The sequence below is a fragment of the Peptoniphilus sp. HMSC062D09 genome, from assembly GCF_001811425.1.
In the GTDB taxonomy this organism is placed as follows: Bacteria; Bacillota; Clostridia; order Tissierellales; family Peptoniphilaceae; genus Peptoniphilus_A.
Genome location: NZ_KV804733.1, coordinates 51229 through 74599, shown reverse-complemented (window position 1 = coordinate 74599; position 23371 = coordinate 51229). Strand labels below are relative to the sequence as shown.

The following is a 23371-nucleotide window of genomic DNA, read 5'->3' as shown; positions in this document are numbered from 1 at the left end:
TTAGTCCAACTTTTGGGGGTCAGTTCAAAAATAAGCTCAATGATTTTTTAATTATTTTTTTCATATTAACCTCCTTTTATTAAAAAATCAAAAAGAGCAAGAAAATAAAGCTATTAAATAGCCAAATTTTCTTGCTCATAAAAATTTATATTCAAATAAGACGAAATTATCCTTTCGCCTGAATATACACTTATAGCTGTCTGTCTGTCTGTCTGTCTGTCTGTCTGTCTTGATTTTAAAAATTCTCTTCATAACTTGTCAAGTCCTTTTTTGTTTATAACATGAATATACTACTTTTACATTTTCTTTTCAACATTAAAAAATCATTTAAAGGTATAAATATATGAAAAAAACTTGCCAGGTCGACAAGTTCTCTTTCTCATATTAAAGAATCTAAAAACATCATGAGTATAAAACCAAAGATAACTCCATAAGTCGCGGCTCTTTCGTAGCCGTTGTTGTGGGTCTCTGGTATTATTTCGTCGCTAATTACAAAGAGCATGGCTCCTCCTGCTAGGGCAAGGATAAAGCCAAGTGTGGAAGAAAAAATTGACACAAGCCAAACTCCCAAAAAGGCTCCTATGGGTTCAACAAGACCAGTCAAGGTTGCTATGGCAAAACCCTTCTTGCGAGAATAACCTTCCCTTACAAGGGCAAGGGCAACTGCAAGTCCTTCTGGCATATTTTGTAATGCTATACCAAAGGCAACAGAAAGTCCATTTGACATGTTGTCTCCGCCAAAGCCAACTCCAGTGGCAAGCCCCTCTGGAAAGTTGTGAATTGCTATTGCTATTACAAAGAGCCAAATTTTGGAGAGATTTTTTACATCCATTCCTTCATGTTTCTTCTCTATTAAATGCTCATGTGGTGCATACCTATCTATTAGATCAAGCATAAGTGCACCGCAAAATATTCCCAGTCCAGTAACTAGAACTCCAAGTCTTCCTTGACCTACTTCAAGGCTTGGTATAATAAGAGAAAAGCAAGTTGCAGCAAGCATTACTCCTGCCGCTGCTGCAAGAAGCACATCTAGCACCTTTTGGCTGACATCTTTTGCAAAAAATATTGGGATTGCTCCAACCCCAGTCATAAGTCCTGGCACAAGACAGCCAAGTATTATAAAAGTTAAATTCATTTTCTCACCTGCTTTTTATTATAACACAAGTGCTTAGAAAATTTTTGTTGCAAGAAAAATCTCATTGTTTAAAAATAATTTTTATATGGTATAATATTAAAAAGAGGACACCGCTTATACCCCTAGGGTAAAAGTTACGGTTTTCCCTGTTGTAAGTTAAAAAACCTACCTAGCAGTGAAATTACAGGTGGGTTTTTTTATTTCTATTTCTTATTTTGAAATAGGGCTATGATAGTTACAATTAAAGTTAAATACATAAGCAATAAGCTTAAAAATTCAAAGTTATTCATACTATCACCCCCAATCTTATATGATTAGGGAAAACCATCTGTAGTAACCTTTGACGTATGTCCTCTTGTTCATTATAAAACAAAGTTTAAAATTTTTACTCCACCAAAAAAGCACGCCCACGCGTGCTATTTTAATCTAATTACAAACTATTTACTGCCCTTTTTATTCCACCTACAAGTTCATTGAAGAAATTTGAAACTTTGTCAAAGAGATCCCCAAGGTTGAAATTTCTTATTCCATCTATTATTTGGTTCTTATCTATTTTTTGATTTCCAACAAATATTGAAATATTAAAAAGTTTCATGAGAATTATCACGAGTGCGATTATTCCTATTATTTTTAATGCTTTTTTCATTTCATCACCTATCTCTTTAATTTTCTTTCAATTTCTTCGTAATTTGGCATATACTTTTTGCACTCTTCTCTAAATTTTTTGTCATGATAAAAGTATTTTAAGTGAACAAGTTCATGAAGGACAACTGCTTCTATCTCTTCTAGAGGTCTTGATGCTAAGTAAAGATTTATCTTTATGTCGCCCCTCTTGGGATAGCAAGTGCCCCATCTCACTTTCATCTTTCTTATCTCATAAGAATTTGGACTTAAACCTGTGAGAGCTTCGTATCTTGGAAAAATATCTCCAAGGACTTTTTTTAGCTCTCGCCTATATATTTCTTCCAGGTCTTCTTCTGATGTAAAGTTTACTTTTTCGCCAAATAAATAATTTTTATATCTATTTCGACTTTCATCAGCAAGCTTCAATTTCTCTATGACATCTTTATTGGTCTCAATAAATTTCTTTATTTCTTTTTCACTTGTCCTAAGTGGTGCCGATACCTTTATTATACCATCTTCTACCTTTATTCGAAGGTTTTTTACCTTTTTTCTATTTATTTCTATTTCCATTTTTATAAAAGTGGTGACAATAGTCTTGAGATGGACTCCCTAAATTTTGTAAACCTTGACCTATTGTTGTAGATTTCTGGAGTTATTTCTGTGCAAGACTTCAAGTCTTCTTTAAAGTCTTCCTTTAATTTTTTATTAATCTCTTCATCATATAAAAAGGCATTTACTTCGAAGTTTAGTTCAAAAGACCTAATGTCAAAGTTTGCTGTGCCGACACTGGATAGGTAGTCGTCTGATATTACTACTTTTGTGTGGAGAAAGCCGCCTTCATATTGGTAAACATGAGCCCCCCACTTTAATAATTCTCCCATAAAGGAAAGAGATGCCCAGTGAACAAAGATGTGGTCCCTCTTCTTTGGAAACATCAAGTGAACTTCAACACCTGATAGGGCTGCAACCTTTAGTGCCTTTAGAAGTCCTTCATCTGGAACGAAGTAAGGTGTTTGAACATAGACTTCTTTTCTGGCAGATGTTATAAGTTTTTCATAGCCATTTCTTATGGAGTCTGCCTTTGTATCTGGCCCACTGGTTACAATATTTATGTCAATTCCATCTTCTATTTCTGGGAAAATTTCTGTTGTAAATCCTTTGGTGTGTTCATTTGAAGCAAATTTAAAGTCCAAGAAAAATCTCCAGGCTAGTCCATTAACTGCTGGACCAACTATCCTAAGATGGGTGTCTCGCCAAAATCCCATAGGTCCCTTGGATACATATTCGTCGCCAACATTAAAGCCACCGACATATCCAATTCGCTTATCTATAACTACAATCTTTCTGTGATTTCTATAATTCATGTGCGTGTTGATCTTTGAGATAAGTCCTGGGAAGAAGATGGCAAATTTTACTCCAGCTTCCTTTAATTCTCTCCTATCTCTAAGAGTCATCTTCCTAATGCCCATACCATCAATTAATAGGTAAACATCAAGTCCTTCTCTAGCTTTTTCCTTTAATATATTTGTAAATTCAGTAGAAAGTTCGTCAGACTTGTAGATGTAATACTGCACATAAATCGTGTGTTTTGCTGCTTTTAAATCTTTGAAGAGGTCTTCAAATTTACTTTTCCCTTCCTTATATATTTTAACTTTATTGTTTGTATATAAAATTTCATCTTCAGCACGATTAAACATCTCTACCATATCAAGATGAGCCCTTGTCCTATCATTAGAATATTCAAAAGAATCTTCTTTAAGTTGTTTAAGCTGATATTCAGAATCTTTTTCAAGAATCATGTCGGCTCTATTTTTTCCGTCAAATATTCTCGATTTTGATATGTCTTGCCCTATAAAAAGATAGAAAATAAATCCTATTACTGGCAAAAAATTTATAGCCATTACCCAAAGTAGGGTGGATATTGGTTTTTTGTTGTCAAATAAAATTATAAAGGCTGAAATTAATACATTTGCAATAAATAGGAAGGAATAAACTTGGGCAAAGTTTTTAAACATTCCAAAATAGGCATTAAACATTGTGCACCTCTAGTTAAAATTTTTTTTTTTTGTTTTTCTTTGATTTGTATCTTTGTTGTGAATCTAAGATTTTCTTTCTAAGCCTAAATTCATTTGGAGTAATTTCTATAAGTTCGTCATCTTCAATAAATTCAAGGGCTTCTTCAAGGCTCATCTTTCTAACGGGAGAAAGCCTCAAAGCTTCGTCTGAACCAGAAGCTCTGACATTGGTTTGCTTCTTTGCCTTTGTTACAGAAACTTCAATTTCAACTCCCTTTGGAGATTCACCTACAACTTGACCTTCGTAAACATCTTCCCCTGGTTCAACAAATAGAGTTCCTCTCTCTTGTGCATTGTTAAGTCCATAAGTTGATGCCACGCCTGTGTCAAAGGAAACAATAGAAGCATTAACTCTTCTTGGGATTTCGCCCTTATATGGCACATAGGCTTCGAAGATGGAATTTAAAATTCCGCTGCCCTTTGTGTCAGTCATAAATTCAGTTCTGTAACCAATAAGTCCCCTTGAAGGAATGATAAATTCAAGTCTTTGGTAACCGCCATTAGGCTCAATAATGTTAACAAGTTCGCCCTTTCTTCTGCCAAGTTTTTCTATGACAGAACCTGCGTAAACACTGTCAACATCAATTGTAACTCTTTCCGTTGGCTCAAGTCTCTTGCCATTTTCGTCAAACTTGTATAAAACTTGTGGCTTAGAAACTTGGAATTCGTAGCCTTCACGCCTCATGTTTTCGATTAAAACAGAAAGGTGAAGTTCTCCTCTACCAGACACCTTAAAAGAATCAGTAGTGTCAGTTTCTTCAACTCTTAGTCCAACATCAGTTTGTAGTTCTCTATTAAGTCTTGCTTTGATTTGTCTTGATGTCAAGAACTTGCCAACTCTACCTGCGAAGGGTGAATCATTTACAGAAAAGTTCATGGAAATTGTTGGCTCAGAAATTTTTACAAATTCAAGACCTTCAGTGTCTTCAGTTGATGTAATAGTATCGCCAATGTTGATGTCTTCGATGCCTGTAACTGCAACAATAGATCCTGATCTTGATGAGTCAACTTCAACCCTATTAAGACCTTCAAATTCATAAATTTGTGCAATTTTTATGCTTTCTTTAAAGTCAGGTTTTAATTTATTAACTCTTACAAGTTTGTCGTTTTCTTGAATAATACCTTGTTCAATTTTGCCAATTCCAATTCTTCCAACATAGTCGTTGTAGTCAATTGTTGAAATCAAAAGTTTAAAAGGTTCGTCGTCTCTATTTTCTGGTGCAGGGATGTACTTGATAATAGTTTCAAAAAGTGGATCCATGGATTCCATCTTATCATCTAAATCAAGGGCAGCTATACCTTGTTTTGCTGATGCAAAGACAAAAGGACATTCCAAGATTTCGTCATCTGCGCCAAGTTCAATAAATAAATCGAGAACTTCGTCTACAACTTCAAGAGGTCTGGCTTCCGGTCTGTCTACCTTATTTATGCAGACAATAACTGGAAGGTTTAGCTCAAAAGATTTTTTCAAAACAAATTTTGTTTGAGGCATTGGACCTTCAAAGGCATCTACAAGTAATACAACGCCATTAACCATTTTAAGCACACGCTCAACTTCTCCTCCAAAGTCAGCGTGTCCCGGAGTGTCAATGATGTTGATCTTAACACCATTGTGGTTTACGGCAGTGTTTTTGGAAAGAATTGTAATTCCTCTTTCTCTTTCAATGTCGTTGGAGTCCATAACTCTTTCGTTAACTTGTTGATTATCTCTAAAAATACCTGATTGTCTAAGTAGTGCATCTACAAGTGTAGTCTTGCCATGATCGACATGGGCAATGATTGCTATATTTCTAATATCTTCTCTTTTCAAAATCTCATCTCATTTCTTCAAACTTCTATCCTATTTTAAGCTTAAATAAAAAAAAGTGCAACATAAGTTGCACGATTTCTTGTATTTTTTAAGCTTTTCTTCAAAAAATTTTAATGCTAATGACAATCGTGACGAGTCACGATTGGAATGTTCTAGTTGTACGTGGATTTTTGCAAGCAAAAATTCATGGGCAAGACTTAGTAAGCTTGCAAGCAAGCAACTCAAGTCTTAGCCAGCGACCGAATAGGAAGCTTTTTCAAAGGAGTCGCACTTAATGCTAATGACAATCGTGACGAGTCACGATTGGACTGGTCTTCACTACGAAAACGACCGAAGGGAAGTTTGAGTAGATGAAGAACCTTATGCAGCGACTGCCGAAAAAGCGACCGAATAGGAAGCTTTTTCAAAGGAGTCGCACTTAATGCTAATGACAATCGTGACGAGTCACGATTGGAATGTTCTAGTTGTACGTGGATTTTTGCAAGCAAAAATTCATGGGCAAGACTTAGTAAGCTTGCAAGCAAGCAACTCAAGTCTTAGCCGTGAAGCCGAGCCATGCGAAGGCTGAACTGATGAAGAAGCTTATGCATGCGAATGATTTAGCGGAACATGGATTTTTGCAAGCAAAAATTCATGGGCAAGACTTAGTAAGCTTGCAAGCAAGCAACTCAAGTCTTAGCCAGCGACCGAATAGGAAGCTTTTTCAAAGGAGTCGCACCTATTTACTAAATTTTTCTACTAATTCGTCAAAAGTTACTTCTTCCTGATCTCCACTCTTCATATTCTTCAAAGAATATTTTCTGCTCTTAACTTCTTCTTCGCCAAAGACAATTACATAGTCAACCTTAGTTTGGTCTGCATACTTAAACTTTTTCTTTAACTTGGCAAATTCAGTGTAGACAGAAACTTTTACTCCCTTTTCTAATAGTTCACTTAAAAGCTTTATGCCGTCGTGTAGACAATCGTCCATTGGGATGATCAACAAATCAACTAGGGATTTTTCTTCACTAGAAATAATCTTTGCTTCATTTAATTGATAGAAAAGTCTTGAAAGACCAATGGAAATTCCAACACCTGGAAGAACTTTATCAGTGTAGTAACTTGCAAGGTCTTCGTATCTTCCGCCAGAGCAAACTGAGCCAATATTTGGATAATTATCAAGGGTAGTTTCATAAACTGTGCCTGTGTAATAATCTAGTCCTCTTGCGATTTTAAGGTCGATGTCAAAACAATTTTCGTCAATGCCAAAGTCCCTCATGTATCCAACAACTTGACTTATTTCGTCAAGACCTTCAAGGAAAACTTCATTTTCAATTTTAAGATCATTTAGGGCTTTAATAATTTCATCTGTACTGCCTTTGATTTTAATAAATTCAAGAATTTTTTCGCCAGCTTCTTTTGTAACTCCAAGTTCAGCAAGCTCAGACAAAACATTTTCTTCACCAATTTTGTCTATTTTATCTACAGTTCTCAAAACATTCATTGAATCCTCAATGCCAAGAGAGCCGAAAAATCCCTTTAAAATCTTTCTATTGTTTAGGTGAATTGTAAAATCTGTAAAGCCTAAATCTTTAAAAGTGTGATAAATTACAACTGGAAATTCTGCATCATTTACTAGGGAAAGTTCCCCCATGCCAATTGTGTCGATGTCGCATTGGTAAAACTCTCTAAAGCGACCCTTTTGAGCTTTTTCGCCCCTATACACCTTTCCTATTTGATATCTCTTAAAAGGGAAGGATAGGTCGTTCATGTGCTCTACAGTGTATCTTGCTAGAGGAACTGTAAGGTCAAATCTAAGGGACATGTCTGTGTCGCCCTTAGAAAATCTGTAAATTTGCTTTTCAGTTTCTCCGCCGCCCTTGGCGAGCAGCACTTCAGATTTTTCTATAACTGGCGTATCTATTGGCAAGAAACCATGTTTTTCAAAATTGTCTCTAATTATGTCTTTCATCTCGTTAAAGAGAATTTGATCCTTTGGTAGCAGTTCCATAAATCCTGGAAGGGTTGAAGGTTTCACTATACTCATGATATCACTCCTATTTTTATTATTTATAATTTCTTATTGATTTTATTTTATCACATCTTCTTTACTTTTTGTACTTTTGTATGCTATTAAATGAAAGTAATTGCTTTTCTTTAAAAATTTATCCTAGAAAAAATTTTTTCTATTTACAAAATTCAAAGAGGGCTATAGTTTTTACTACAGCCCTCTTTTTAAATTATTCTATTTTTTCTTAGTTTTTAGTATAGTCCTGATGGTTTTTCAGAAGTATTGATGAAAATATTTTTAACTTGTGAATATGCATCAAGCATCATCTTGTGGTTTTCTCTACCTATACCAGATGTCTTGTAGCCGCCGAAAGGTGCTCCAGCAGGTAGTTGGTTATAAGTGTTAACCCACATTCTTCCAGTTTCAACGCCTCTTGCAACTCTTATTGCCTTGTTGATGTCTCTTGTCCAAACAGCGCCTGCTAGACCGTAGTCTGAGTCGTTTGCCATTTTTATAACATCTTCTTCGTCTTTAAACTTAATTACAACAGCAACTGGTCCAAAGATTTCTTCTCTTGCAACTTTCATGTCATTGTTTGCATTTGTGATTAGAGTTGGCATTGTGAAGTAGCCATTTTCTGTGCCATTCTTTGTAGCTTTTTCGCCACCAACAGCAATTGTTGCTCCTTCTTTTTTAGCAACTTCTACATAACCGAGAACTTTTTCAGTTTGTGATCTATTTACTTGGGCACCAACTTGAGTGTCTTCTTCCCAAGGAAGTCCAACTTTAATGCCTTCAAACTTTTTAATTGCCTTTTCTATAAATTCATCATAAATGTCTTCTTGAACGAAAACTCTTGAGCCTGCACAGCATACTTGACCTTGGTTAAATAAAATTCCCATAGCAAGTCCATCTATGGCAAGTTCCATGTCGCAGTCGTCAAAGAAAATATTGGCTGACTTGCCGCCAAGTTCTAGTGTAGCTGGAATTAATTTATCTGCTGCTGCGCTTGCAATCTTGTAGCCAACTTCAGTTGAACCAGTGAAGGCAAGTTTTGAAAGACCCTTGTGGTGTTGTAAATATTCACCAGATTTTGATCCAGAGCCAGTTACTACATTTATTACTCCCTTTGGCACTACATCTTTAATTAACTTCATAAGTTCAAGAAGGGAAAGTGAAGTAGTTGAAGATGGTTTAATTACAACAGCATCGCCCGCTGCTAGGGCTGGTGATAATTTCCATGCTGCCATTAAGAATGGAAAGTTCCATGGAATAATTTGACCAACAACTCCAAGAGGTTCACGAAGTACAATTGATAAAGTGTTTTCGTCAATGGCATTGGCAGTGCCTTCTTCAGATAAAATTGCTCCTGCAAAGTATCTAAAGTGTTCAGATGCTAGTGGAATATCAACATTTCTTGTTTCTCTAATTGGCTTGCCATTGTCTAGGGTTTCTACCATGGCAAGGTGTTCTGCATTTTCGTCAATTATGTCGGCAATTTTATTTAAAATTTTTGCCCTTTCATATCTATTTGTCTTCTTGTAGTCCTTGAAGCCTTCCCAAGCAGCTTCAACAGCTCTGTCCACATCTTTTTCAGATGCTTGTGTGATTTTTGCTAAAAGTTCTCCATCGGCTGGGCAATAAACATCAAGTGTTTCGCCACTTTCGCCTTCAACAAATTCTCCGCCAATAAATAGGCCGTATTTTTTATCAAATTTAATTTTTGGTTTTGTCATAATACACTCCTTATCTCTATTTAATACATCATAAAAAGCTTCTATATAAGAAATACCCCCCATAATTTATTTAAAACCTATATTATTTTTTTAACAAAGTTTTACATGGTGGAAAATTATTATCCTTGCCTAAAATTTTGCCCTTACACAATTTTTTTCATCTCTTAACATTTTGCAATCTAAAAAAATTTTTTTCTATCTCTTAATATTTTTGCACTTAAAAAATTATTTCAGCTCTAGAAATTTTATTGTATCCCTATAAAGATAAAAAAATAAAAGCCCTTTCGAGCTTTTACCTTTAATAAATTTATAAAACCATGGACAAAAATTCCTTTGCCCTCTTTGTCTTTGGATTTGCGAAAAATTCCTTGGAGTCCTCGTCTTCTGCTATGACTCCCTTGTCCATGAAGAGAACTCTGTTAGACACATCTCTTGCAAAGCCCATCTCATGAGTTACCACAAGCATGGTAAGTCCCTCTTCTGCCAAATCACGCATGACATTTAAAACTTCATTTACCATTTCTGGGTCAAGAGCTGATGTTGGTTCGTCAAAGAGAAGAACTTCTGGATTCATGGCAAGTGACCTTGCTATGGCAACTCTTTGCTTTTGTCCACCAGATAGGGATGTGGGTTTTGCATCCTTAAAGGGATACATGCCAACCTTTTGCAAAAATTCTTCTGCAAGCTTTACTGCCTCCTGGCGAGATTTTTTCAAGACCTTAACTTGTCCTATTACACAGTTTTCAAGAACGCTCATATTGTTAAAGAGGTTAAAGGATTGAAATACCATGCCAACCTTGGTCCTGTAATTATTTATAGAAATGTCATCTAAAATATTTTCTCCATAATATTTTATCTTGCCACCATTGGGCTCTTCCAAGAGATTTATACACCTAAGAAGGGTTGACTTGCCTGAGCCAGAGGAACCAATTATTGAAACAACTTCGCCCTTTTTGACTTTAAAATTTATGTCCTTTAAAACTTCATTTGCGCCAAAGCTTTTTTCCAAATTTTCTATTTCAAAAATGTATTCCATGTCACACCTCTTCCTTTACTTCAATAACTTCTGCTGTAGATTGAGAACCGTAAATCTTGTAAGTTCCGTCGCCATCCATTTTCCTTTCAATAAGCTTCATAGCCTGGCTCACTGTTATAGTAAGCACTAGATAAATTAAAGCTGTGATAAAGAAAACTTCGAAGTATCTTAGATAAGTTCCTGCTGCTGATTTTGAAATAAAGAATAATTCTGAAACAGAAATTACATTTAAAACAGAAGAATCCTTTATGTTTACAATAAATTCATTGCCCACTGATGGGATAATATTTCTTACAGCTTGAGGAAGTACAACTTCTGTCATAGTTTGCCAATGAGTCATGCCTATGGAAAGTGCTCCTTCAGTTTGACCCTTGTCAACAGAAATAATTCCACCTCTTATGATTTCAGCCATGTAGGCACCTGTGTTTACAGATACAATAATAAGGGCTGAAGGCATGGCTGCCATATTTAAGTTGAAATATTGTAGAGAGCCGTAGTAAAACATCATGGCTTGTACCATCATTGGCGTTCCCCTAATAACTTGAATGTAAACTGTAATTATGGCATTTACAACTTTTAGAAGTCCCCTCTTAAAGGCTGAAGATTTTTTATTTACTTTTATAGTCCTTATAATTGCAATTAAAAGACCTATTAAGAAACCAATTAAGGTGCCTATAACGGCAATTATAATGGTATTAAGAGTTCCCTCAATAAAGAGGGAACCATATTCCTTTATTAAAAATCCAATCCATCCAAAAAAACTTTCTGGCATTTTTTTTCTCCTATGCTTTATTCGCCAAGTGGTTGATTAGCCACAGCTTCTTCCATTATGCTTTGTCTTTCATCTTCAGAAATTTTTGAAAGTGCGTCATTAACTTTATCTAAAAGTTCTTGATTTCCCTTTTTAACGCCAACTGAAATAGAAGTGTCTTCAGTTGAAGCTTCAAAGCCCTTGCCTTCTTCAAATTCTACAAAAGCTAAATCATTATTTGCAGAAGTTGCAGAAATTGCTCCAGGTCTTTCAGAAACATAGCCGTCGATTTTTCCACTTCTAAGAGCAACTATCATAGCTGGAAAAGTTTCAAGGGCTGTAGACTTATTTACACCTTCGATTTGATCAATTACATCATAGTGGAATGTATTAAGTTGACCTGTTATATTTGCACCCTTAAAATCTTGGATTGATTTTGCATTTGCATAAGTTGAATCTTTTTTAACTACAATTACAAGGTCTGATGTGTAATAAGTGTCTGAGAAATCAATTGTTTCTTTTCTCTCAGCAGTTGGACTCATGCCTGCGATAATAAGATCAATCTTTCCAGAAGTTACTGCAGGAGTAAGACCATTCCATTCAGTTTTTACAATTTCAAGTTTCTTGTCCATGGACTCAGCAATTTTCTTTGCGATTTCAACATCATATCCACCAGCGTAGCCGCCAGTTGCAATTGGATAGCCATGTTCTTCACCGGTTTGTGTCCAGTTAAAAGGTGCATAGTCACATTCCATTCCAACTTTTAAAGTGTCAGAATCTTCTGGCCCAGCTGCTGTACCTCCATCACCCTTTGGATTACAAGCTGTTAAAAACATCGTGCTTGCTAAAGCACCTACCACTAAAACTTTTGCTACATTCTTTCTTAAATTCATGATATACCTCCGTAAAATTCTCGGTGGCTATAAAAAGTAATAAAAAAACAGTCTGGAAAACCAAACTGTTAAAGATGTCTAAATATAAGACAAAGTATTTAACTTTAGATAGCTCCCCACATATTTGTGACAGTCATGCAAATATTGTTTGCATGCCCAGCATATTAACTTACCATTAATACACTTCGGCGAAATTTCCTTTCATCTTTCTTCACTGCATGGTCTTGCTCTAAAAGATTACTGATAAAGTCCGCTCCTCTATCGTATTTTTCAATACAATGTATTTAATTGTTTCATCAATTATATATAGGAGAATTATAAAAGTCAAGGACTTTTTTATTTTTCTTTAAATTTTTATTTTTCTCCGTTTTTTTAATTTCCATTTAAATTTTATAAGATATTTTAATTTCCACGCCCTATAAAATTTTTAGGATCCCAAAAATTTTTACACGAAAAAAATAAGGCTCCACTTGGGAGCCCTATAGCATTAAATTTATTTCCAAATATCAATTTCTGAAGATGAGTTTAGTCTTTCTCTGTCGTGAGAGTTTGCTGCATCAATGATGTTGTAGTAAGCCCAGAAGCCTTCATTAACATCTGAGAATTTATTTAAAGCTGATTTGTTTACATTGTTAAGTGAAAGTGCACTTGTGTTTCTATCGAAAACAGAGTTTAGAATAGTAACAGCTTCTGCTCTTGTGATTTTTGCATTTGGTTTAAAGGATCCATCAGGGTAACCTGAAACATTTTTGTTGCCATAAAGTTTATCTATAGCATCCTTTGCCCAGTGATCTTTAACATCTTGGAAGTCAGTTGAGCTCTTCTTTTCGTTCTTAACATAGCCAGAGATCATTTGTGCAAATTCTGCTCTTGTTATGCTTTCATTTGGCTTAAATGTTCCGTCTGGGTAACCAGAAATTAGTCCCTTGGCAACAACATAGTTAACTGCCTTTGAGAACCAATCATCGCTTGCATCAGAAAATCTTGTTGCAGAGCTTGTTCCAAAGTTAGCGCCGCCATTTAAAAGTGTAGCAAACATTTGAGCAGCTTCAGCTCTTGTAACATTTGCTTGTGGTCTAAATGTTCCATCTGGATATCCCTTGATATAAGAGATAGCCTTAACTGTTTCTACTGCATTCTTTGTAACCTTGTATTCAAGTTTAGAGATATTTCCTGATTCGTCTTTTGCTTCAATCTTAATAGTTTCGCCATAGATAAGGGCTCTGTCTAAGAATACTGTGAAAACGCCAGAATTATTTACAGTGATGCTGCCAAGTTTTCTATTGCTTGCGTCGTAAACTGTAATTTCGTCCTTTGCATTTGCAGTTCCCTTTACTAGTTTTTGACCGTCAAGAGCTTCTGTAATTTTGAATTTTTTATTTTCAACTGTCTTTGAATCAAGATAAAATCTTAAGTCATTAACTTCGTTATTATAAAGACTTTCGCTTAATTCTACTGAGAAATATGAGTTTTTGTCAGTTCTAAAGCTTCCAAGTAATTTGCCATCTCTATAAACTCTTGCAAATTCGAAAGGATGATTTTTAATATATCCTGTCAAAGTTCTGCCCATAAGTCTCAAGTCACTGGCATCAATTCTTGAGCCCTTGATGTCTCTGTAATAATCATTTTTAATTTCAACGTCTTCTGATTCATAGGAGCCATCTCTAGCGCAAATTGTTATGCTTTCGCCTTCTCTTAAATCTAATTTAAAAGAAAATCTTCCATCTTTATCAGCTGATCCTAAATACTCGTCAAGTCTTCTATAGTCTTTTAAGTTTCTAGATTTTATATAGATGCTGGCTTTTGGTGAAGTTTGACCACTTAAATAAGTTCCGTCAAATCTTACATTTGTAAGTGTTAAGTTTCTATATCTATTATCGTATCTATCGCTTACATTAAATTTTAAAGTAACATTTTTTGTTGAGCCATCTTTAAATTTTACTGTAACAATTTCTACATGATTTCCCTTTGAATCATATTCAAAAATTCTATTTTCAATTGTTGCTCCTTCAGGTAGTCTAATATCTCCAGTATAGAATCTTTCTCCCTTATCAAGATTGAAGTCTAAGCTTGATAAATCGCTTTTTTCAGCTTCTGTTTTTGTTGGAGTTGTTTCTCCTGTTTTTGGTGTTGTTGTTTCTCCAGTTCCTTCAGTTACTGTTGTTTCTGGTTTTGTTGGTTCTGTACCTTCATGTGCAAAAGCAGATACTGGCATTGATGCTGCTAATACTCCTGCTAGTGCAAGTGTTAAATATTTCTTACTATATGGTTTCATTATTTCCTCCTAATAAAATATAAATCTATTTCATACTACGCTACTGAGTTTATATCTCTTTTGTGATAAAAAAGTGATAAGTGGCTAATATTTGACCTTTTTAATATTTTTTTAACATTTTGTAACACAAAAGACATAAAAAAGGACTCGCGAGGCAAGTCCTTATCTTTAATTACTTAACTTTAACAGACAAATCATCGGCGTAGACATCAACTAAAATTGTGTCGCCATCCATTACATCGCCCCTTATAATCATCTTTGAGATTTTAGTTTCAAGAGTGTGACCAATGTATCTCTTAACTGGTCTTGCCCCATATTGTGGGCTAAAGGATGTGTTTAGGATAAATTCTAGAGCTGCATCTGTAACTTCAATTTTAATTTCTCTATCTTCAAGTTTTCTTTCAACTTCTTTAATGCTTTCTTTGATGATGTCATAAACTTCATCTCTTTGAAGTGGTTTAAATAAAACTACTTCGTCCACCCTGTTTAAAAACTCAGGTCTAAAGGCACTTCTAAGGTCGCGCATAACTTCTTCTCTTGCAACTTCAGTTATTTGTCCATCAGCACCAATTCCATCAATTAAGAAGTGTGACCCAATATTTGATGTCATAATTATAACTGTGTTTTTAAAGTCCACAGTCCTTCCTTGGTTGTCAGTTAGCCTTCCGTCGTCAAGAACTTGAAGAAGAATGTTAAATACATCTGGGTGAGCCTTTTCGATTTCGTCAAATAAAATTACTGAATAGGGTTTTCTCCTTACAGCTTCAGTAAGTTGTCCGCCTTCATCGTAGCCAACATATCCTGGAGGAGAACCCACAAGTCTTGACACAGAGTGTTTTTCCATGTATTCAGACATGTCAATTCTAATTAAGTTTCTCTCGTCATCAAAAAGTGTTTCTGTAAGAGCCTTGGCAGTTTCAGTCTTACCAACACCAGTTGGTCCCAAGAAGATAAAGGATCCAATAGGTTTGTTCCTGTCCTTAAGTCCTGCTCTCGCCCTTAGGACTGCGTCAGATACAACTTCAATGGCCCTATCTTGACCAATAACTCTCTTGTGAAGAATGTCTTCTAAGTTGAGAAGTTTATCCCTTTCAGTTTTATTTAATTTTTCAACTGGAATGCCAGTCCACCTGCTTACAACATAGGCGATTTCGTCTTCTGTAACTTCTTCCTTTACCATAGAAGACTCGTCCTTCTTTTCTGATTCTCTCTTGGCAAGTTCTTCCTTTAATTTTGGAAGAGTGCCATATTTTAATTCAGAAAGCCTTTCTAAGTCGTAATTTCTTTCAGCTTCTTCTATGGCGTGGTTTGTATCTTCAATCTCTTTCTTGATTTCCTTTGTGGAGTCAAGTTCCTTCTTTTCAGCTTCCCATTTTGATTTTAATCTATCAAATTCTGCCTTTTCTTCAGAAAGTTCAGCTTGAAGTTTTTTAAGCCTTTCAGCACTTGCCTCGTCAGTTTCCTTTTTAAGAGCTTGATTTTCAATTTCAAGTTGCAAAATTTTTCTTCTAACTTCATCAATTTCTGTAGGCATGGAGTCGATTTCTGTCCTTAGCATTGCGCAGGCTTCGTCCATTAAGTCGATGGCCTTGTCTGGCAAAAATCTATCTGTAATGTATCTGTCAGATAAAGTTGCAGCAGCAATTACTGCAGAGTCAGAAATTCTAATGCCGTGATAAATTTCGTACTTGTCCTTTAAACCACGAAGGATGGCAATTGTATCTTCCACACTAGGCTCTTTGACCATAACCTTTTGGAATCTTCTTTCAAGAGCTGGATCCTTTTCAATATATTTTCTGTATTCATCAAGAGTTGTAGCCCCAATAGCGTGAAGCTCACCACGAGCAAGCATTGGCTTTAAAAGGTTTGATGCGTCCATGGCGCCATCAGTTTTTCCTGCACCAACTATGTTGTGGATTTCGTCAATGAATAAAATTATGTCGCCTTCAGATTTTTTCACTTCATTTAGGACAGCCTTTAATCTTTCCTCGAATTCTCCACGATATTTTGCACCTGCTATAAGAGCTCCCATATCTAGGGAGAAGACAGTTTTGTTCTTTAGTCCTTCAGGCACATCTTCAGATACAATTCTTTGAGCAAGTCCGCCAGCTATGGCAGTTTTACCAACTCCAGGAGGACCAATTAGAACTGGGTTGTTCTTAGTCCTACGCGAAAGAATTCTTATAACATTACGAACTTCTTCGTCACGACCAATAACTGGGTCAAGCTTGCCATCACGAGCAAGTTCAGTTAAATCTTGCCCGTATTTCTTTAGGGCGTCATAAGTTCCCTCAGGATTATCTGTAGTCACATGTTGGTTGCCCCTAATTTTTTTAAGAGAATTTAAAAATCCATCAGCATCAATTTTGTGCTTGTTAAAGACAGAAGAAGAATCAGTGCCCTTCATGTTTAAAAGGCCAAGATAAATATGCTCAACAGAAAGATATTCGTCGCCCATTTTCTTCATAAAGTCCTCTGCCTTTTGGAAAAGCTCTCTATAGGAAGAGTCGGCATAAACCTCAGCACCTGATTGCTTAGGAAGTCTTTCAATAACCTTTAAGACATCACTTTTTATCATGTCAGGATTTTTTTCCATATAAGTTAAGACCCTTGGTATAAGTCCTTCTTTGTCATTTAAAAGTGCGTAATTTATGTGAATTTCTTTTACCTCAGGATTGCCGTATTCCTTCGCAATATTGTATGCGCCTTGAACGGCTTCAAGGGATTTTTGAGTAAATTTTTCAAAATTCATAAAAACACCTCATTTATTATTTATTTTCTTAAATTTTGTAATTTTTTATATAAATCTAATTCTTCCTCAGATAAATTCTTTGGATTTACAATATTAAAGATAATGTATAGATCGCCCACATTGCCCTTTAAATCTTTGAAACCCTTGGAAGGAATCCTCATTTTATTTCCTCCCACAAAATTTTCTGGGATTTTTAATTTTAATTTGCCACTTAAAGTTTCCACAGTTTTGCTGGATCCAAGAGCCGCATCCCAAGGATAAATATTTTCAGTCTTAATAATATCAAGACCATCAAGGACAAGGTCTTTTTCATCGCGAATGTTGATCTTAAAGAGAATATCTCCAGGAAGACCAAACTTTTCACCCTTTACCTTAATCTTTTTGCCGCGAGTGATTCCCTTTGGAATCTTTACAGCAACATCATATTCCTTCCTGTTGTAGGTAAGGCTAACATTTTTAGTTGTGCCCTCGTAAGCATCCCTAATGGATATGGATAGCTCGGACTCGAACTTGTTCCTGGACTTGTTGGAAGACTTGCCTCTTCCCCTGCCAGACAAATCTCCAAAAAGGTCATTTATATTAAAGCCGCCAGAGAAATTTCCTCCCCCGCCAGACCTAGATGAGCCGAAAATAGTTTCGAAGAAGTCAGAAAAATCCGCTCCGCTTCCTCCAGTAGTATAAGTGTAACCATATTGAGAAGGGTCAAAATCGTAGCCGGAAGAAAAATCATAATTAGAGCCAAAAGTATCGTATTTTTTTCTCTTATCAGCATCAGATAGAACCTCGTAAGCCTCAGAAACTTCCTTAAACTTTTCTGCCGCAGCTTCATTGCCTTGATTTACATCAGGGTGATATTTTTTCGCAAGCTTTCTATAGGCGCTCTTTATCTCCTTTTCATCTGCATCTTTAGAAACTCCAAGGATTTCATAATAATCTTTGTATTTCAAATTGTAACCTCCTCATAAATCTATTTAAAATCAAATTACTCTCTAATAATTATATCCAAATTTCCTTAAAATATTTTATTAAAAATTTGCTTATAAAATTAATAATTTGACTAATTTTATTATTAATAATTTAATTAAAATTTTGCTTTGCCTTTGCCTTTGCCTTTGCCTTTGCCTTTGCCTTCGACTTCGACTTCGACTTCGACTTCGACTTGCCAGGCAAAATTTCAAAAATCAAAAACTTTGTCAAATCCCTCAAATTTTTTGACTATCTTTGACTATTTAATTATACAACAACATTAGCACTCTTGCAAGTAGTCTGCTAATTATTTTTAAAAAATTCTTATTTTTTCGTGAAATTTTTTTATTTTTTTATTGTACTTATGAATTTATTATGCTAAACTTATAACAGATTATTTAATACACTTTTTTAATTAATTTCCTTTTACACGCCGAGATATGCTCGGCAATTTTTTTTGCCCTTTTTTACTTTATAAGAATCTTTTATAATTCTCGGCGGCAAATTTTTCAAATTATAAAATTTTCTAAAAATATGACGCGAGAGATTTGTCCTTCGCGTCATGCTTTTAATTTATTTACTTTTAATTTTTTTAACTTCAAGTTTCTTCTCTTAAGTGTCCCACTGCAAGAATAAGATTTCGCCCTTTTCCTCGTCTATTATGAGGGCGATGAAGTTGCCATACATATTATTAAAGACATTGTCAGATGTTGCTTTAAAGTAAACTTCATTATTCAAATCAATAGAAGTGTCAAAACCTCTCTTCTTAACTGCATTGAGACAAGTAGAAATTTGAGAAATTACATTTTCATCATTTTGAACTTTATAATCTTTAAGACTGCTTTCTATCTCTTTTATATCAGCTTTGTCTACAGAAAATAAAACTGCAGCCTCGCCGTCTCCGTGAAAGTCTGGCTCTTTATAAAGCTCTCTTACTCTCTTCACGCTTTTAGGAAAGCTTATACCAAATTTATTTTCCACTTCTTTTACTGACTGGTCCCTACTATCTGAAAGTAAAAATAAAAGTGGAATAGCTGCCAGAAAAATTATGGACATTATAATTAAAACTCTTTTAAATTTTTTATCACTCATCTTCATCACCTTGGTACCTTAAAATATCGCCCACATCACAATTTAAAACTCTGCAAATTTCTGAAAGCGTGGAAAATCTTATGGCCTTGGCCTTATTTGTCTTTAAAATCGAAAGATTGGCTATGGTTATGCCAACTTGCTCAGATAATTCTGTCAAAGACATTTTATTTTTTGCAAGTTCCACATCTAAATCAACAATTATTTTTCCCATGGTCCACCTCAAATCGTCAGATCATTTTCTTCTTTTAGGGCGATTCCTTCTTTAATCAAATCGCATAGGAGAAGAAAAATTTGTGCGATTAGCATGGCAACAATTGCTCCCCCTATAAAAATTAGGTTAGTAATTGACCCATCTAGGTTAAAATTTGTGTAAATTATGGAAAGAATTGCCAAGAAAAAAATTCCTATAAAGGAGAGGGCTATGATTTGAAGGTCAAATAACATTCCTCTCTCAAAAATTTTGTCATCACCATATTTTTTTAGGGCAAAAAGTCCAAATAGAAGGGCAAGAATTAAGGCGATAATTATTCCCTGGCACAAAACTAGCATGGGATACTTCATGTTCATGAACATTGGATAAATTTTTGCCATGAAGCTAGACATTTTTATCAGTCCATAAGAGCCTCCCGCCAAAATAAATAGGGCAATGAAGAGGAGCCCGCCAATAAATTTTACTCGTAATGATTTCATAATAACCTCCCTTTGCTAGAAGTATATCACTTTATTTAATGAATTACAATAATTATTTATCGTTTATCAATAAATTATAGTGGGCATAAATTTTTATCCTTACAATTTAAATTGTCGACAAAAATAATTTAAGGCATAAAAAAAAGTCTGCAGGAAAACCCACAGACCTTTTTAGGAGAAGATTCTTATGTTTTATTTTACCTTAACTTGTGCCTTTAAAGCAGCAAGTTCTTTCTTCATTTCTTCAATTTCTTTCTTAAGAGCTGCATCAACTTCAGCTTTTGCATTTTCTTCTTTTAGTTTTGCAACTTCTTCCTTAAGAGCCTTAATTTCTTTTTCAGAATCGTTCTTTATCTTGTTAACTTTTCTATCAAGGCTTGTTTTAGCTTTCTTTGCATCGTCAAGTCCCTTAGTAAGTCCTTCAACTTCGCCCATGAATTTTTCTGCATCGCTAGCAGTTGCAATTGGAAAATCTTTTAATCTTTCTGCAATTTTTTCCATGTAAGATTCTTTATTCTTTTCAACAACATCTAAAACTTCTTGAGCCTTTTCCTTGTATTCATCAGAGTTTACAAGTTCTTTGTAAGCTTTCTCAAAATTACTCATGTAGAATTTGAAGAAATCTGCGAAATCTTCTAGTGAAGCTTCAGACTCAAGACCATTGATATAATCTCTTTGAGCCTTTAAAGCTGTTTCTTGATTTTTCTTTTCAAGGAATAAATTGAAATCTAAAAGCTTAAGTTCAAGGTCAAGATAATTTTGTAGTTCTCTCCTTGTTTTTTCCTTATCTTCTGGACTTACACCAATAGTTGGCATTTCAAAAATCTTGTCCAAAATTCCTTGGTAAAATTCTTTTACATCTGCAACTAATAATTCTGGTCTATTTTGAATTGCTTTTTCATAAAAATCAATAGACTTCTTTGAATTTTCTATGGCAGGTCTTATAAATTTTTCTAAATTAAAGTTTTCAAGAACTCTGTAATAGCTATCTGGAATTCTCTTGTAGAAATATTTTTTAGACATTTCAACTAACTCGTCGCTATAAATTTCAAATAACTCAATTAATTTGTTTTGAGCTGAAACAAGATCTAAGTCCTTATAAAAATCGCCATAAGCAAGGTAAAGTTTGTTCAAAAATTCCATGTTTTTGTTGTAAGAATCCAAAGATTCCTTGTAGCCAGGAACTTGTGCGAAGAAATCTTTAAAATTATTTTCAAAATTTTCATTGATTTCTCTGTAGTTCTTGAAAAAGTCCATTGGGTTTTTAAAGTTGTTTACAAACATATTTCCAGCAAAGGGATTGAAATCTCCAAACTTAAAAGATTCCATAAATTTACTATAAGCTTCCTTTTGATTTTCAAAAATATTTTTTTGCATTTCCATCATATCTTCAAAAAAGTTTTTATTTTCCATTTTTTTCCTCCTCTTAATACCTTTCCACTAAAATTTGTCTTCAATATTTTGCTTTACTAGATTATAACGACAAAGGTCCTCCAAGTCAAATAATGACTACCTTTTCCTGTAAAATAATTTAAATTTTACAAAATTATTACTTACTTGTTACCTATTTTTGTTCTAAAATATTTTCCTATTATAATAATACCCAATTAAAGTATTTATTATTTATATTTCGTAACATATTTTTCTTAAATCAAACTTTTAGTAACAAAGTTCTTTTTATTTAAAAAAAGTGTTCATCCTTTCTCTATTTTACAACCTTCCTTTATTAATCTCAGCTACTATGTTATAATATAAGTAAGAAAAAATTTATGTAGGGGGAGGACATACATATTATGGAAAAACCTTGGGAGTTTGACGATTTTATATTTGATGGCAATGTGCTAAAGGGAATGACAAGAAAGGGCAAAGACAAAATCAAAAATGAAGAATTATTTGATATGGTAGTGCCTGCTGAAGGTCCAGACGGAACTAAAATAAGAGTAATTGGAGAACAATGCTTTTTCAGAAGAAAACTTAACTCAGTTGTAATTCCTGAAACTGTTGAAGAAATTAGGTACGAAGCTTTTGGCGTTAACAACTTAACTGAAGTTGAAATTCCTGATTCAGTAAAAAAATTAGATGCTTACGCATTCTACAGAAACAAATTAACTGATGTTAAAATGCCTGAAGAATTAGAATACATTGGCGACAATGCTTTCTCATTAAATGAAATTGGCGAAATTGAAATTCCTGAAACAGTTAAATTTATTGGAGTAAGTGCTTTCTATAAAAACAAACTTACAGAAATTAAATTACCAGAAAATATTGAAGAAATTGACATGTATGCTTTCAGAAAAAATAATATCACTGAAGCTCATGTACCAGCTGGAATAAAAAAATTTGACGAAAGAGCATTTGAAGAAAATGTCCTTGTAAAGAGAGACTAATAAGAAAATGACAAAAGACTGTTGCTTGATGCAGCAGTCTTTTTAATTTGCAAAAATTTTATTTTTAATAAATCTTAAGCTTATTGATGTCATAAGTGAAATTATAAATATAAAAATAATTTCTCCCAGTGCAATAAAAACTTTTTCGGGTCCCTGAAAGTTAATGTAGGTCAATTTGTGGATGCTAAGAAAATCTAAAAAAGCCACATGAATTAAATAGATGACAAAAATATTTTGGGAAACTAATTTTAAAAAGGCTTTAAACTTTTCATTTTTTAAATTTATCTTCATTCCCGTCCCAAAAATTCCAAATGCCAAGCCAAATATTAAAATATTGTTGCTGTGCCAAGTAAATAAATTTATTTCCTCATGACTTGTCATGAATATTGTAAGAACAAGTAAAATATAGGAAAGAAGAAAGGCTGCAAGGTAAAAAATTATATTTTTTTGACTTAAATCTTTCTTATATTTTTTAAAGTAGGCGCCTAGCAGTGCATAAAATACATAATTATAATGACCACTTAACTCATAGGACTTTATAATTTTTAGACCCTTTAAATCAAATAAGTTTACCAAAAATACTAGGCTAAGGGCAAGAAAAATCCAAGCCTTTAATAAGTATTTAAGCTCGCCATTTTCCCTTCTGACTAAAAAATTTCCCACTGGAGCAAAAACATATATTAAAATTATTATAAAAATGTAGTAGAGATGAGTCTTAGTGTTTCCCTCCATTAAATCATTTTTCATGGCAATAAAATCTATTTGACTGTGATAGTAATATTTAATGTATAGGCAGGAAATAAATCTATAAAAAAATTCTGCAAGAATAAAAAACAAGAGAAATTTAAAAATGTCTCTTAAAATCTTTTTTGTATTTATATCATCTCTGGTGTAGAGAAGATATCCGCTTGCCATTGAAAAAACAGGCACACAAAATCTAAAAAAGGATCCTACAAGTATAAAAAACTTTGAGGAACTTGAGCCCACTTCATAATTTGCTCCTGGGGCAAGTACATGTATTGAAATAGTTGCAATAATTGCAAAAAATTTTATTAAATCTAAATTGTAATCTCTTGTAGATATTTTCTCCATAGCTTATTCCTTTAATTAATTTAATTTAATTCTATCACATAGACATCCTTTTACAAAGGCGACTTTA

General features: G+C 34.2%; 20 protein-coding genes and 1 riboswitch. Of the genes, 2 read left to right on the top strand and 18 right to left on the bottom strand.

Annotated features, from left to right (window positions below):
• Positions 1 to 379: 379 nt before the first annotated feature.
• The 5 genes from HMPREF2801_RS07080 to typA all read right to left on the bottom strand — a co-directional run bounded on the left by HMPREF2801_RS07080 (position 380) and on the right by typA (position 5644).
• Entirely contained in the window at positions 380 to 1135 is a 756-nt protein-coding gene (locus tag HMPREF2801_RS07080) for a ZIP family metal transporter (RefSeq protein ID WP_070611397.1), read from the bottom strand.
• A 430-nt stretch (positions 1136 to 1565) separates the two neighbouring features.
• A complete protein-coding gene (locus HMPREF2801_RS07075; protein ID WP_070611396.1) occupies positions 1566 to 1781 on the bottom strand; it encodes a hypothetical protein in 216 nt (71 codons plus the stop codon).
• Positions 1782 to 1789: 8 nt separating this feature from the next.
• Positions 1790 to 2329, bottom strand: coding sequence for a M48 family metallopeptidase (locus HMPREF2801_RS07070; RefSeq protein ID WP_070611394.1), 540 nt, complete (start codon positions 2327 to 2329; stop codon positions 1790 to 1792).
• A gap of 2 nt (positions 2330 to 2331) precedes the next feature.
• Complete coding sequence (gene cls / locus HMPREF2801_RS07065) at positions 2332 to 3795, bottom strand: cardiolipin synthase (protein ID WP_070611392.1); 1464 nt, start codon at positions 3793 to 3795, stop codon at positions 2332 to 2334.
• A gap of 13 nt (positions 3796 to 3808) precedes the next feature.
• A complete protein-coding gene (gene typA / locus HMPREF2801_RS07060) occupies positions 3809 to 5644 on the bottom strand; it encodes a translational GTPase TypA (RefSeq protein ID WP_070611390.1) in 1836 nt (611 codons plus the stop codon).
• A 421-nt stretch (positions 5645 to 6065) separates the two neighbouring features.
• Between typA and HMPREF2801_RS09355 the strand changes: the two genes are divergently transcribed.
• On the top strand, positions 6066 to 6212 hold the full coding sequence (locus HMPREF2801_RS09355; RefSeq protein WP_168162844.1) for a hypothetical protein: 147 nt from the start codon (positions 6066 to 6068) through the stop codon (positions 6210 to 6212).
• A gap of 150 nt (positions 6213 to 6362) precedes the next feature.
• Here HMPREF2801_RS09355 and hisS read toward each other — a convergent pair whose 3' ends face one another.
• From hisS to HMPREF2801_RS07000, 12 genes are all read right to left on the bottom strand, one after another.
• Positions 6363 to 7670, bottom strand: coding sequence for a histidine--tRNA ligase (hisS, locus tag HMPREF2801_RS07055; protein WP_070611388.1), 1308 nt, complete (start codon positions 7668 to 7670; stop codon positions 6363 to 6365).
• Positions 7671 to 7885: 215 nt separating this feature from the next.
• On the bottom strand, positions 7886 to 9370 hold the full coding sequence (locus HMPREF2801_RS07050) for an aldehyde dehydrogenase family protein (protein ID WP_070611386.1): 1485 nt from the start codon (positions 9368 to 9370) through the stop codon (positions 7886 to 7888).
• A 307-nt stretch (positions 9371 to 9677) separates the two neighbouring features.
• The gene (locus tag HMPREF2801_RS07045) at positions 9678 to 10406 is read right to left on the bottom strand and encodes an amino acid ABC transporter ATP-binding protein (protein WP_070611384.1); all 729 of its coding nucleotides are present in this window, start codon (positions 10404 to 10406) and stop codon (positions 9678 to 9680) included.
• Between the two features lies 1 nt (position 10407).
• The gene (locus HMPREF2801_RS07040; RefSeq protein WP_070611382.1) at positions 10408 to 11178 is read right to left on the bottom strand and encodes an amino acid ABC transporter permease; all 771 of its coding nucleotides are present in this window, start codon (positions 11176 to 11178) and stop codon (positions 10408 to 10410) included.
• Between the two features lie 17 nt (positions 11179 to 11195).
• On the bottom strand, positions 11196 to 12050 hold the full coding sequence (locus HMPREF2801_RS07035) for a transporter substrate-binding domain-containing protein (RefSeq protein ID WP_070611381.1): 855 nt from the start codon (positions 12048 to 12050) through the stop codon (positions 11196 to 11198).
• A gap of 101 nt (positions 12051 to 12151) precedes the next feature.
• A riboswitch (Lysine riboswitch) is annotated at positions 12152 to 12319 on the bottom strand.
• A 224-nt stretch (positions 12320 to 12543) separates the two neighbouring features.
• A complete protein-coding gene (locus HMPREF2801_RS07030) occupies positions 12544 to 14325 on the bottom strand; it encodes an S-layer homology domain-containing protein (protein WP_070611379.1) in 1782 nt (593 codons plus the stop codon).
• 172 nt (positions 14326 to 14497) lie between these two features.
• Positions 14498 to 17077: an ATP-dependent chaperone ClpB gene (gene clpB / locus HMPREF2801_RS07025; RefSeq protein ID WP_070611376.1), complete on the bottom strand. Its 2580-nt coding sequence runs from the start codon at positions 17075 to 17077 to the stop codon at positions 14498 to 14500.
• A gap of 20 nt (positions 17078 to 17097) precedes the next feature.
• On the bottom strand, positions 17098 to 18024 hold the full coding sequence (locus HMPREF2801_RS07020; RefSeq protein ID WP_070611374.1) for a DnaJ C-terminal domain-containing protein: 927 nt from the start codon (positions 18022 to 18024) through the stop codon (positions 17098 to 17100).
• 631 nt (positions 18025 to 18655) lie between these two features.
• Positions 18656 to 19135 (bottom strand): hypothetical protein, encoded by a 480-nt coding sequence (locus HMPREF2801_RS07015; protein WP_070611372.1) that lies wholly within the window; start codon positions 19133 to 19135, stop codon positions 18656 to 18658.
• A complete protein-coding gene (locus HMPREF2801_RS07010; protein WP_019125475.1) occupies positions 19128 to 19346 on the bottom strand; it encodes a helix-turn-helix domain-containing protein in 219 nt (72 codons plus the stop codon). Before HMPREF2801_RS07010 ends, HMPREF2801_RS07015 begins: the two co-directional genes overlap by 8 nt.
• An 8-nt stretch (positions 19347 to 19354) precedes the next feature.
• A complete protein-coding gene (locus HMPREF2801_RS07005; RefSeq protein WP_070611370.1) occupies positions 19355 to 19825 on the bottom strand; it encodes a DUF2975 domain-containing protein in 471 nt (156 codons plus the stop codon).
• Between the two features lie 192 nt (positions 19826 to 20017).
• A complete protein-coding gene (locus HMPREF2801_RS07000) occupies positions 20018 to 21238 on the bottom strand; it encodes a poly(R)-hydroxyalkanoic acid synthase subunit PhaE (RefSeq protein ID WP_070611368.1) in 1221 nt (406 codons plus the stop codon).
• A gap of 380 nt (positions 21239 to 21618) precedes the next feature.
• Here HMPREF2801_RS07000 and HMPREF2801_RS06995 point away from each other — a divergent pair, with 380 nt between their 5' ends.
• Entirely contained in the window at positions 21619 to 22212 is a 594-nt protein-coding gene (locus HMPREF2801_RS06995) for a leucine-rich repeat domain-containing protein (RefSeq protein ID WP_070611367.1), read from the top strand.
• Between the two features lie 42 nt (positions 22213 to 22254).
• Here HMPREF2801_RS06995 and HMPREF2801_RS06990 read toward each other — a convergent pair whose 3' ends face one another.
• Positions 22255 to 23304, bottom strand: a complete 1050-nt coding sequence (locus HMPREF2801_RS06990) for an acyltransferase (protein WP_070611364.1) — start codon at positions 23302 to 23304, stop codon at positions 22255 to 22257.
• Positions 23305 to 23371: the final 67 nt, after the last annotated feature.

Excerpts from the sequence above, each read along its gene's own strand:
- HMPREF2801_RS07045 (WP_070611384.1), bottom strand. The coding sequence starts at position 10,406 with ATGGAATACATTTTTGAAATAGAAAATTTGGAAAAAAGCTTTGGCGCA.
- hisS (WP_070611388.1), bottom strand. The coding sequence starts at position 7,670 with ATGAGTATAGTGAAACCTTCAACCCTTCCAGGATTTATGGAACTGCTA.
- HMPREF2801_RS06995 (WP_070611367.1), top strand. The coding sequence starts at position 21,619 with ATGGAAAAACCTTGGGAGTTTGACGATTTTATATTTGATGGCAATGTG.
- HMPREF2801_RS07070 (WP_070611394.1), bottom strand. The coding sequence starts at position 2,329 with ATGGAAATAGAAATAAATAGAAAAAAGGTAAAAAACCTTCGAATAAAG.
- HMPREF2801_RS07005 (WP_070611370.1), bottom strand. The coding sequence starts at position 19,825 with ATGAAATCATTACGAGTAAAATTTATTGGCGGGCTCCTCTTCATTGCC.
- HMPREF2801_RS06990 (WP_070611364.1), bottom strand. The coding sequence starts at position 23,304 with ATGGAGAAAATATCTACAAGAGATTACAATTTAGATTTAATAAAATTT.
- HMPREF2801_RS07030 (WP_070611379.1), bottom strand. The coding sequence starts at position 14,325 with ATGAAACCATATAGTAAGAAATATTTAACACTTGCACTAGCAGGAGTA.
- HMPREF2801_RS07000 (WP_070611368.1), bottom strand. The coding sequence starts at position 21,238 with ATGGAAAATAAAAACTTTTTTGAAGATATGATGGAAATGCAAAAAAAT.
- HMPREF2801_RS07080 (WP_070611397.1), bottom strand. The coding sequence starts at position 1,135 with ATGAATTTAACTTTTATAATACTTGGCTGTCTTGTGCCAGGACTTATG.
- HMPREF2801_RS07035 (WP_070611381.1), bottom strand. The coding sequence starts at position 12,050 with ATGAATTTAAGAAAGAATGTAGCAAAAGTTTTAGTGGTAGGTGCTTTA.
- HMPREF2801_RS07010 (WP_019125475.1), bottom strand. The coding sequence starts at position 19,346 with ATGGGAAAAATAATTGTTGATTTAGATGTGGAACTTGCAAAAAATAAA.
- HMPREF2801_RS09355 (WP_168162844.1), top strand. The coding sequence starts at position 6,066 with ATGCTAATGACAATCGTGACGAGTCACGATTGGAATGTTCTAGTTGTA.
- clpB (WP_070611376.1), bottom strand. The coding sequence starts at position 17,077 with ATGAATTTTGAAAAATTTACTCAAAAATCCCTTGAAGCCGTTCAAGGC.
- HMPREF2801_RS07015 (WP_070611372.1), bottom strand. The coding sequence starts at position 19,135 with ATGAGTGATAAAAAATTTAAAAGAGTTTTAATTATAATGTCCATAATT.
- HMPREF2801_RS07075 (WP_070611396.1), bottom strand. The coding sequence starts at position 1,781 with ATGAAAAAAGCATTAAAAATAATAGGAATAATCGCACTCGTGATAATT.
- HMPREF2801_RS07040 (WP_070611382.1), bottom strand. The coding sequence starts at position 11,178 with ATGCCAGAAAGTTTTTTTGGATGGATTGGATTTTTAATAAAGGAATAT.
- cls (WP_070611392.1), bottom strand. The coding sequence starts at position 3,795 with ATGTTTAATGCCTATTTTGGAATGTTTAAAAACTTTGCCCAAGTTTAT.
- HMPREF2801_RS07050 (WP_070611386.1), bottom strand. The coding sequence starts at position 9,370 with ATGACAAAACCAAAAATTAAATTTGATAAAAAATACGGCCTATTTATT.